Annotated in this window: 6 protein-coding genes and 1 pseudogene; 4 read left to right on the forward strand and 3 right to left on the reverse strand. The window is 73.5% G+C overall.

Annotation, left to right across the window (positions count from 1 at the left end):
• Window positions 1–13: 13 nt before the first annotated feature.
• On the reverse strand, window positions 14–1,420 hold the full coding sequence (locus AB0G01_RS33325; protein WP_360954210.1) for an amidase family protein: 1,407 nt from the start codon (window positions 1,418–1,420) through the stop codon (window positions 14–16).
• Between the two features lie 51 nt (window positions 1,421–1,471).
• Between AB0G01_RS33325 and AB0G01_RS33330 the strand changes: the two genes are divergently transcribed.
• Window positions 1,472–2,152 carry a TetR family transcriptional regulator gene (locus AB0G01_RS33330; protein WP_360954213.1) on the forward strand — a complete coding sequence of 227 codons (681 nt, stop codon included), beginning with the start codon at window positions 1,472–1,474 and terminating at the stop codon, window positions 2,150–2,152.
• Here AB0G01_RS33330 and AB0G01_RS33335 read toward each other — a convergent pair.
• Window positions 2,101–2,247: pseudogene (locus tag AB0G01_RS33335) on the reverse strand (EamA family transporter); the annotation flags it as partial. The gene AB0G01_RS33330 and the pseudogene AB0G01_RS33335 overlap by 52 nt on opposite strands.
• A gap of 1,015 nt (window positions 2,248–3,262) precedes the next feature.
• Complete coding sequence (locus tag AB0G01_RS33340; RefSeq protein WP_360954216.1) at window positions 3,263–3,754, reverse strand: hypothetical protein; 492 nt, start codon at window positions 3,752–3,754, stop codon at window positions 3,263–3,265.
• A 772-nt stretch (window positions 3,755–4,526) separates the two neighbouring features.
• Here AB0G01_RS33340 and AB0G01_RS33345 point away from each other — a divergent pair.
• The 3 genes from AB0G01_RS33345 (at window position 4,527) to AB0G01_RS33355 (ending at window position 10,236) form a co-directional block, all read left to right on the forward strand.
• A complete protein-coding gene (locus AB0G01_RS33345) occupies window positions 4,527–7,322 on the forward strand; it encodes a BTAD domain-containing putative transcriptional regulator (protein WP_360954219.1) in 2,796 nt (931 codons plus the stop codon).
• Window positions 7,323–7,459: 137 nt separating this feature from the next.
• Complete coding sequence (locus AB0G01_RS33350; RefSeq protein WP_360954222.1) at window positions 7,460–8,566, forward strand: hypothetical protein; 1,107 nt, start codon at window positions 7,460–7,462, stop codon at window positions 8,564–8,566.
• Between the two features lie 476 nt (window positions 8,567–9,042).
• Complete coding sequence (locus tag AB0G01_RS33355; RefSeq protein WP_360954225.1) at window positions 9,043–10,236, forward strand: MFS transporter; 1,194 nt, start codon at window positions 9,043–9,045, stop codon at window positions 10,234–10,236.
• Window positions 10,237–10,336 lie beyond the last annotated feature (100 nt).

The raw sequence follows: 10,336 nt of genomic DNA on the forward strand, positions 1-10,336 counted from the left end.
TCGACGAGTGCGGTCAGGCCCGCTCGGCGACCAACGGCCTGCGCACGGGGCCCAGGACGCCGAAGCGGGCCTCCAGCACGCGCGCGGCGGCCAGGCAGACGTCCTCGCGGTTATGTGGCCCGATGACCTGCACGCCCAGCGGCTGGCCCGCGTCGACCCCGGTCGGCACGGCCACCGCCGGCACGCCGACGCAGGTGGACGCGGTGCACAGGCGCATGCCGAACATCACCCGCAGACCCTGGTCGCGGTCGAACGGGTCGGCGTCGAACGGCCGCCAGGTGTAGACCGGGCCGAGGATCGTCGGGTAGCGCTCGGCGAAGGCCGCCCACTCGCGCATCACGCCGAACCGGGTGGCGGTCGCGTCCAGGTAGTCGTCCAAGGTCGGTGCCGGGCGCTGCGCCAGGGACAGCTCCATGTGCCGGGCCGACTCGTCGGTGAGCAGCCGCCGGATCGACGACCAGCGGCGACCGAACTCCGCGCTGATCAGCGTGCCGTACGCGGTGAGCGCATCGGCCACGCGCGGCGGTTCGGCCTCCTCCACCTCGTAACCCGCCTCGGCCAACGCCACGGCGGCCTTCTCGACCTCGGCCCGGATCACCGGGTCGACGCCGAGGCCGGCGGGGTCCGCGCACACGGCCACCCGGCGGGGCAGCTCCGGCAGCGACGTCGCGTCCGGGATGGCGCGCGGGTCCGCCGGGTCGCTGCCCGCGAGCACGGCGAAAGCCGCCGCCAGGTCGTCCACGCCCCGGGCGATCGGGGCGTCGGTCGGGAACAACTGGGACGCCAACGTCGGGTCCGTCCCGCCGATCCGGTGGTCCATGGCGACCCGGCCGTAACCGGGCTTGAGCCCCGCGAGCCCGCAGAACAGGGCGGGCAGCCGGATCGAGCCGCCCGAGTCGTTGCCCAGGCCGAGCGCCGCCATGCCCGACGCCACCGCCGCCGCGTCGCCCCCGCTGGTGCCGCCCGGCGTCCGGATGGCACCGTGCGGGTTGAGCGTCTCCCCGAAGAGCTGACTGACCGTGACGTTGCCGGCCAAGGTCAGGTCGGGCATGTTGCTGTGCCCCACGGGAACGGCCCCGGCGGCGCGCAGCCGGCGCACGGGCGGCGCGTCGGTCCGCGCGACGGCGTTCGCGAAGTGCGGCACGCCGTGCGTGGTGGGGTGGCCGGCGACGTCGATGTTCTCCTTGACCGTCACGGGCACGCCCGCGAGCGGGCCGGGGTCGCGGCCCTCGCGGACCAGCCGGTCGACCCGTGCCGCAGCCTCGCCCGCCTCGTCGAACAGCGCGGTGACCGCGTTCACGGTCGGGTTGACCTCGGCGATGCGCGCCAGGTGGGCCTCCAGCACCGCGCGGGCCGACACGTCCCCCTCTCGCACGGCGCGGGCGATCGTCGTCGCCGACCACGTCCAGATCTCGTCCATGGCAGTTAACATACAGACCTGTATCTGAATGCGCTCCAGTATATTCAGGCCGTGGCCCGCCTCACCCGCGCCGAGAACCGCGCGCTGACCAAGGAACGCCTGCTGGACGCCGCCGCCGGCCTGTTCGCCGAGCGCGGCGTCAACGGCACGTCGCTGGAGCAGATCGCCGAGCGCGCCGGCTACACCCGGGGCGCGATCTACAGCAACTTCCCGGACAAGAACGCGATCGCGCACGAGCTGCTCCTGCGGCGGACCCACCGCGAGGCCGAGGAGGTGCGCGCCCTCGGCGGCGACTTCGACGCCCTGCGCCGCTGGAACCGCGACCGCGCCGAACACCTGCCGGCCTGGATGGCACTGCGGCTCGAACTCGTCCTGCACGCGCTGCGCGACCCCGGCAGCAGGCCGCCGCTGGCCGAGCGGGAGACCTTCGCCCGTTCCACCATCGCCGAGGGCCTCGCCGCCGGCGGCACGGCCGACGCGGACTTCCTCGCCCTGATCATCCACGCCCTCGAAGACGGCCTGCTGATCCAGCACCTGCTCAACCCCGACGCCGTCCCGGCCGACATCGTCGTGGACGCCGTCGAGCACCTCCTCGGCCGTCGGCGCGCGACGGGGGTCCGGGAGACGGCGACACCGACCAGGCACAGCACGCCGCCCAGCACGGCCACCACGCCGGGCACCTCGTCCGGCAGCAGCCACAACAGCAGCACCACGATCGCGGGCACGGAGTAGGTGGTCGCCCCGAGCCTGCCCGTCGTGGTGCGGGACAACGCGTGCGCCCAGGTGTAGAACGCCAGCGCGGTGGGCAGCAAACCCAGGTACACCAAGGAGACCGTCGCCGACGCGGGTGCGCTCGCGACGTCGGCGAGCGGGCACAGCAGCACCCCCGACGTGCTCGACGTCCCGTGATCGCCGAACAGCCCGACCACCGCCGTGCCCGCGAACGCGATCGCCGGCTCCGCGACGAGCCGGACCGGCGGGCCCTCCTTCAGCACCACACCCGCGAGGATCGCCGCCGGCACCGGCCCGACGCCGACGAACAGCCGGCCGATCGCCGATGGTCCCCGGGAGGCTGGCGCGCGAACCTCGCGTCGGCGCAGCTTGCCGCTGGGCGTGCGGGGCAGCGCGGTCACGAGGACCACGTCCTCCGGGGCCTCGTACCAGGTCAGCTTCTCCCGCGCGGTGGCGAGGAGTTCACCGCCCACCCGGTCCGACCCCGGGGAAATCGGGCGGGTCGTCCTGCTCGGTCGGATCGTCGGTCGGAGTGGCGGACCGCAGCCTGTTGCGCGCCAAGGGAAGCGCGCCGAGGCGTAAGCCCTGGGAAGGCGGATGGCCGAGGTGGCGAGAGCTGAATGCCCTACGGGGAAGGAGATCCGGAGCACCCGTGCGCGTGCGGCCGGAGAAGCCGGACGGGGTGGTCGACGGACTGGTCGACAGGGCGGTCGACGGGGTGTCGAGCCAGGTCCCCCCGGGCTCGCGGCGGTGCCGACCCGTCCTCGAACGCCAAGAATCCCGCTGATCGGGCGGGAGCCCGATCAGCGGGATTCGGTCTGGCTCACGGCCTTTCCCGATACCTCCGGGACACCGAACGCCGGGTTGAGCCGGCGGTGCGGTGCCCGGAGAGTCGGACGGATCGACCGGTGTGGAGCAGCGGGCGGACTGTTGGGCTGGGGGGTCTCGATCCCACCCCCCGGAGCGGCAGGATCGGGGTACCCGATGCCGCCTCCGCGAATCGGGAGCCCGGTGTTGAGGCCGGGCTCCCCTTGCCTGTGGTGTCCGCTTGAACCGACACCCCTCGGCCGACCGTCCCTACCGGACGGGATCGGACGCGCTGAACGAAGTTCAGCCGTTCTCTTCGCCGGTCAGGTTCGCGATGCCCACACCGGGGGCCTCGCTGATGCCCACGACGCCGGCACCGTCGCTGTCCTCGTTGCCACCCGCGCCGTTGCCGTTGCCACCAGCGCAGCTGTTGTTGCCAGTCTGCTCGTTGATGACGGTGCTCGTGGTGGTGTCGCCGTTGTGGCCACCCAGCACGTTGATCTCCGGCAGACCCAGGTTGGGCTTGACGTCCTGCACGGCGGCGGCGACGGCGACGAGGCCGACCGCAACCGGGACCTGCGGCTTGGCCACGGAGACACACTGCGCCGCGTTGGCCAGCGCACCGTCCGCCACGCTCACCTGGTCGACGCCGATGACGTTGTCCTTGTGGACGATCTCCCGGGCACCGGGCGCGAAGTCATGACCCTCGACCTCACCGGCGGAGGCCATGCCTGCGCCACCAATCATGAACAGACTGGCGACCCCGGCGAACACGATACCGGCCTTCTTCAACACTGTAGGTTCTCCTTCGATTTCCTTGCGAATGCCCGACGAGGTCCGTGGAGCGCTGTGGATGTCGAACGACGGGGACACTATCGGGACGCATCGCCCCGAAATCGCCAGATAGCCGCATGGTGTACACAAGTCACCCAAACTAGTGAATATTCGAATTCGGACGGTAACCGTCTCACCGTCGGTCGACCCGACCCCTTCGGAATCGGTCTGAACTGCGTCAACGGGTTGCGTCGAGCCTTGTGCGCAGTCGCCTGCGGTCGCGTCCGCGCAACCCGGTCGGAGGCCGGTCACGGCAGCGCCACTGCGGCCGGTAAGCGCAGGTCCACCAAGCTCCGACGGGCACCGGAAAGCCGCGTCCGCGCGGTGTCAAACGAGAAAGCGCCGGGAACCGGGGCCGGGGGAGTTTCCCGGTGCGCGGCGCGGCGGTCGCGGTGACCGCCTTTTCACTCGAACGGGTTCCGCGTGACCGAACAACGGGGTAACCGCGTCACCGGAGGGCACGGACGAATCGCGGCGGGGTCGCGGAAGACGCCGACGACGTGGTCCACCGCCGACCGGGACCACGCCGGGCGCGCGAACCCGGCCGACCACGCCGGCGGGTGGTGGGACCGGACCGACCGGGCTGGGCCGAGGTGACGCACCCCCGCTCGGCGCTCGGACCACGCGGTGCGGTCGAACGTCCGCGATTCCCCGGTAACCCTTGAGCCGGCGGTGCGGAAGGGATAGGAAGCGAGCGGTGATCCGCACCGCGGCATCGACTCCAGGGGTCGGGATGACGGTGGACTTCCGGCTGCTCGGCGAGATCGAGGCGAGCGCCGACGGCCGGTCCGTCGACGTGGGCCCGGCCAAGGGGCGGTGCCTGCTGGCCGTCCTGCTGGTCGACCTCGGCCGCCCCGTGTCGGTGGACCAGCTCGTCGACCGGGTGTGGGGCGGGCTGCGCGTGCCCCGCCGACCCGCCGCCATCGTGCAGAGCTACGTCTCGCGGCTGCGGCGCGGCCTCGCCGCGGTGGACGGCGTGCGGATCACCAGGCAGTCCAACGGCTACCGGCTCACCGCCGACGACTGCACCGTCGACCTGCACAGGTTCCGCGACCTGACCCGCGACGCGCGGTCTTCGCGGCGCGACGAGGACGCCGAGGACCTCTACGAGCGCGCGCTCGCGCTGTGGCGCGGGGACCCGTTCGGCGGTCTCGACGTGCCGTGGCTCAACGCCGTGCGCTCGACCCTGCTCGGCGAGCTCCACGCGGCCCGGCTCGACCTGGCCGACGTCCGGCTCCGGCTGGGCGCGCACACGTCGCTGCTCGCCGACCTCGCCACCCGGGCCGCGGCGCACCCGCTGGACGAGCGCGTGGCGGGGCAGCTCATGCTGGGGCTCTACCGCAGCGGCCGGGCGGCCGACGCGCTCGCGCACTACGACGGCCTGCGCCGCCGCCTGGTGGAGGAGCTGGGCACCGACCCCGGCGCAGCCGTGCGGCGGTTGCAGCAGCAGATCATCACCGCGGACCCCGCCCTGACCCGGTCGTCTGGCCCCGTGACGCCGGTGCCCCGCCAACTGCCCTCCGCGCCGAGGCTGTTCGCGGGGCGCACCGCCGAGCTCGCCTTCCTCACCTCGACCCTGGGCCGGCACGTCGACGCCGGCTCGACGGTGGTGATCTCCGCGATCGGCGGCACCGGCGGGATCGGGAAGACCTGGCTGGCCCTGCACTGGGCGCACCGCAACCTCGACCTGTTCCCGGACGGCCAGTTGTTCGTGAACCTGCGCGGGTTCGACCCGCTCGGGCCGCCGATCGCGCCCGGCGCGGCCGTGCGCGGGTTCCTGGACGCGCTCGGCGTCGACCCCGCCGCCGTCCCGGTCGACCTCGACGCCCAGTTCGGCCTGTACCGCAGCCTGGTGGCCGGCCGGCGGATGCTGGTCGTGCTGGACAACGCCCGGGACAGCGCCCAGGTGGTCCCGCTGCTGCCCGGCGGGCCCACCTGCGCGGTCCTGGTCACCAGCAGGCGCAGGCTCACCGGGTTGAGCACGAACCACAGCGCGTTCGCCGCGGACCTGGACCGGCTGGCCGACGCCGAGGCGCGGGACCTGCTCGTGCGGCGGCTCGGCCGGGCGCGCGTCGACGCGGAACCCGGTGCGGTGGCGGAACTCCTGGACTGCTGCGCGGGCCTGCCGCTCGCCCTGGGCGTGGTGGCCGCCCGCGCGGCGGCCCACCCGGACTTCCCGCTCGCGACCCTGAGCGCCGAGCTCCGCGACGCGGCGAACCGGCTGGACGCGCTGGACGTCGGCGACCTGACAGCGGACATCCGTTCGGTCCTGGCCTGCTCCCACCGCGCGCTGGACGCCGGAGCGGCACGCGTGTTCGCGCTGCTGGCCGCCGCACCCGGCCCGGACCTGAGCCTCCCGGCCGCCGCCTCGCTGTGCGCGCTGCCCGTCGCGCGGTGCCGGAAAGTCCTGCGGGAGCTGGACGAGATGCACCTCGTCCAGCAGCACGTGCCCGACCGGTACCGGATGCACGACCTGGTCCGCCTCTACGCCGTGGAGCAGGGCCGGGAGGACCTGTCCGCCGCCGACCGCCACGCGGCGCTGCGCCGACTGGTCGACTGCTACACGCACACCGCCCACGAGGGGGACCGCCTGCTGGAACCCCACCGACCGGACATCGACCTCGATCCGCCGGTGGCCGGCTGCGTCCCGGTCCGGCTCGCCGACGTGGACGCGGCCGTCGCCTGGTTCACGGTGGAGGGTCCGTGCCTGGTGGCCGCGCAGCAGGCCGCCGCCGACCTGGGCCGGCACACCGAGGTCTGGCGGCTGTCCTGGGCGCTGCACACGTTCCGGGGCCGGCAGGGCCTGTTCCACGACCTGATCGACGGCTGGGAGAGGGGGCTCGCCGCCGCCCAGGAGCTCGACGCGCTCGGCCCGCGGATCCAGGCGCACCGGCACCTCGGCACCGCCTACTCGCGGCTCCGCCGGTCCGGGCTGGGCCACGAGCACCTGAGCCAGGCGCTGTCGCTGGCGGAGCTGGCCGGCGACCTGCGGTCCCAGGCGCACTGCCGGCACGCCTTGACGTCCCACTGGGAGATGTCGGGCGACCACGCGCGAGCCCTGCACCACGCCGAAGCGGCCCTGCGCCGGTACCGGGAACTGGGCGACCCCGTCGCCGAGGCGCGGGCGCTCAACCACGCGGGCTGGGAGCACGCCATGCTCGGCTCGCACGAGGCCGCGCGGGACCGCTGCGAGCGCGCCCTGGTCCTCAACCGGGAGCACGGCGACCGGGACGGCGAACTGGCCACGTTGGACAGTCTCGGCTACATCGCCGACCAGACCGGCCGGCACGCGGCGGCCGTGGAGCACCTCCGGGAAGCCCTGGACCTGTCCCGGCGCATCGGCAACACCTACCTGGAGGTCGACGTCCTGGAACACCTCGGCGCGGCCCACGCCCACGTCGGGGACCTCGCCGAGGCCCGCGCGGCCTGGCGGCGGGCCATCGAGCTGTGCCGGTCGCAGCGCCGGACCGAGGACGCCGACCGCGTCCGGCGATCGCTCGACGGACTGGGTCCGGTGCCGCGCGGGTAGGCGGACGCGCGACCCGGCCGCACGCGGTGCGCCCCGCCGCCGGACGATCATTCCGCTGTCCGGCGGACGCACCACCCGCCTGCCGCCGATAGCGTCCGGGGCAAGGGCCGCCACGTCCTTTCACCACCGGAGTGACCATGCCCCGATCCCGAGCGCTGTTACCGCTCCTGCTGACCATCACGCTGCCGCTGGTCGCCGCTCCCGCCGCGCAGGCCGCGGACCGCGTGTCGATCACGGAGCTGCGCGGGTTGACCGACCGGTCCGAGACCCGCGTCACCGCCCTCAACGACGTCGACCAGATCGTCGGCTCCAGCGGCGGGTCACCCGTCCTGTGGAGTCGCGGCCAGGTCGTCGCGCTGCCCGGGAGCACCGCGACCGCGATCAACCGGCGCGGCCAGGTCCTCCTGCTGGACAACCGGATCGGCAACGGCGACTACGTGCAGCACCCCCTGGTCTGGCACAACGGCACGACCACCGGCATCGCGCCGGAGGGCTCCGGGGTGGTGACCGCGTCCGCGATCAACGCGAGCGGCTCGGTGCCGATGACCTACTCGCCGTCCCCGGCGGTGTGGCACCCGGAGCAGGCGGCGCTGTGGCTGGACGGCGCGGTGCGCCCGCTGTCGTCCGGCAACAGCGGCTCGCACCTGTACAGCTCGGTGATCAACGATCGCGGCCTGGTGGCCGGCGCGTTCGTGCCGATGATGGGCGGCACGTCCTACGCGTTCCGCTGCCAGGGCACCACGTGCTCGCGCCTGCCCGACCCGGAGGGCACCGCGGGCTCCTACTCGGTGGCGGCGGCGAACGAGTCCGGCGTGGTCGTCGGGTCGCGCGCGAACAGCCCGGTGCGCTGGCAGGGCGACACCGCCACGGTGCTGCCGGGCGGTGAGGGCAGGGTCGCCGGCAACCAGCGCGCGATCAACGAGCGCGGTGACGTCGTGGGCCGGACCAAGGACGGCGCGGGCGTGCACCGGGCGACGGTGTGGCGCGCCGGCCGCCAGGTCGTCATCCCGGTGCCCGGCCCGGCCGAGGCGGTGGCGGTGAACGACCGCAGTGACGTCGTCGGCTGGAGCAAGTCGACGGGGGAGACGCGCGCGTTCCTGTGGCGCAACGGGAAGGTGGTCGACCTCGGCACGCTGGGCGGTGCGTACAGCTCGCCGACGTCGCTGAACGACAACGGCACGATCGTCGGCCTGGCGACGACGGCGGACGGTGCCTACCGCGCGGTGAAGTGGACCGTGCGGTAGTCCGGTCCCCGGACGCGCCCGCCGGCGCGCGTCCGGGGGCGCGGTGCTTGAGCGCCGTTCGGACGCGGGGGTGCGCCCGCGCCGGATCTCGGCGGGCGGAGGTCGAGGACGTCGGGGCTCCCGTGGGCGTCGCTCGCGCCGGGTGGGCGCGGGGGCGTTTCCCGGTCGGGTGGGTGGGGCGTCCCGTTTTCGGCAACAAAACTTGTGCGGTATCGCCGCAGTACCCAATCTGGGGACCGGACGCGGCCGGCACGTCGTGGGCGGTGCGGCCGGCCGGTGTTGCCCGCGATCAGAACGCCTGATCGCCCCGCTGAAGCAAAATCCTCGCACCACACCAAGGACCCGTCAATGCGCATACCAGACCTCGTTGTGGCCGCCCGGAAATCTCCCGAACGAACTCCACCGCGAGAACGGATCCGGTTCCAGGAAATGACCAACGACCACGCCGCCACCATCTTGATCCGGGGTGCTGTCCGATGAGCGCGGAAACCACGACGCCCACCACGACCGCGAGCAAGCGGTTGCCGCTGGGTGTCTACCTGCTCGCTTTCAGCCTGCTCGCGATGGGCAGCGCAGAATTCCTGGTCGCCGGGGTGCTGCCGGCGATCGCCGACGACCTGGACATCACGCTGTCCGCCGCCGGCGCGCTGATCACGGCGTTCGCGATCGCGGTCGTCATCGGCGGGCCGCCGATGGCGGTGCTGACCCTGCGCTGGCCCCGGCGGACCACGCTGGTGGCCACGCAGCTCGTGTTCGCGCTCGCGGTGGCGGTCAGCCTCCTCACCGAGAACTACGCGCTGATCCTGGTGGCCCGCTTCGTCTGCGGCATCGCCTACGCCGGGTTCTGGGCGGTCGCGGCGGTCACCGCGATCAGCCTGGTCCCGCCGGAGCGGACCGCGCGCGCCTCCGGCGTGGTGGTCAGCGGGCTCAGCGTGGCGATGATCGCCGGTGGCCCGGCCAGCGCGCTGCTCAGCCACTTCACCGGCTGGCGGGGCGGGTTCTGGGCGGTGTTCGCGCTGACCCTCATCGGCGCGGTGCTGACCGTGGCCGCCGTGCCCGCGACGAAGTCGGTCGTCGAGCCCAGCGTGCGCCAGGAGCTCAAGGCGATGAAGCAGACCCGGCTGGTCGCGGTCTACGTCGCCACCCTGCTGAGCACCGCCTCCTACATGATCACCTACAACTACCTCGCGCCGCTGCTGACCGACGTGACCGGGTTCGACTCGGTGTGGGTGCCGCCGATCCTGACGCTGTTCGGCATCGGGGCGTTCGTCGGCATCTCCATCGGCGGTCGCATCGCGGACGGCCGACCGTTCCACGCCCTGCTGATCGGCGCGGTCGGGATCGCGGTCTGCTCGGTCGGCCTGGCGCTGTTCGCCGAGTACGACGTGGCGGTCATCGTCCTGGTGCTGCTGATGGGCGTCGCGGGCTTCGTGCTCAACCCGGCCATCTACGGGCGGGTGTTCACGCTCGCGGCCCAGGCACCGACCCTCGCCGGCTCGACCGCCGTGTCGATGTTCCAGCTCGGCATCAGCCTCGTCCCGGTGCTGGCGGCCATCGCTCTCAGCGCGGGTGCGAGCCTCACCGCCATCCCGTGGATCGGCGCGGGCCTGGCCGTGCTGACCATCCCGGCCATCCTGATCGACCGGAACATCACCCAGCGCCGCTCCTAGCGCCACCGCCGGTCGACATAGCAGCCACTCCGCGCCGTCGCCCCACGCCTCGGCCGACACGTCGTCCGGCCTGGTCACGTGCAGCGTGGCCGGGCCGTCG

The organism is Actinosynnema sp. NPDC023587, assembly GCF_040640215.1.
Classification (GTDB): Bacteria; Actinomycetota; Actinomycetes; order Mycobacteriales; family Pseudonocardiaceae; genus Actinosynnema.

What these genes read in the sequence shown, in the direction of transcription:
- AB0G01_RS33325 (WP_360954210.1), bottom strand. Translation starts at nt 1,420, where the DNA reads ATGGACGAGATCTGGACGTGGTCGGCGACGACGATCGCCCGCGCCGTG.
- AB0G01_RS33345 (WP_360954219.1), top strand. Translation starts at nt 4,527, where the DNA reads ATGACGGTGGACTTCCGGCTGCTCGGCGAGATCGAGGCGAGCGCCGAC.
- AB0G01_RS33350 (WP_360954222.1), top strand. Translation starts at nt 7,460, where the DNA reads ATGCCCCGATCCCGAGCGCTGTTACCGCTCCTGCTGACCATCACGCTG.
- AB0G01_RS33355 (WP_360954225.1), top strand. Translation starts at nt 9,043, where the DNA reads ATGAGCGCGGAAACCACGACGCCCACCACGACCGCGAGCAAGCGGTTG.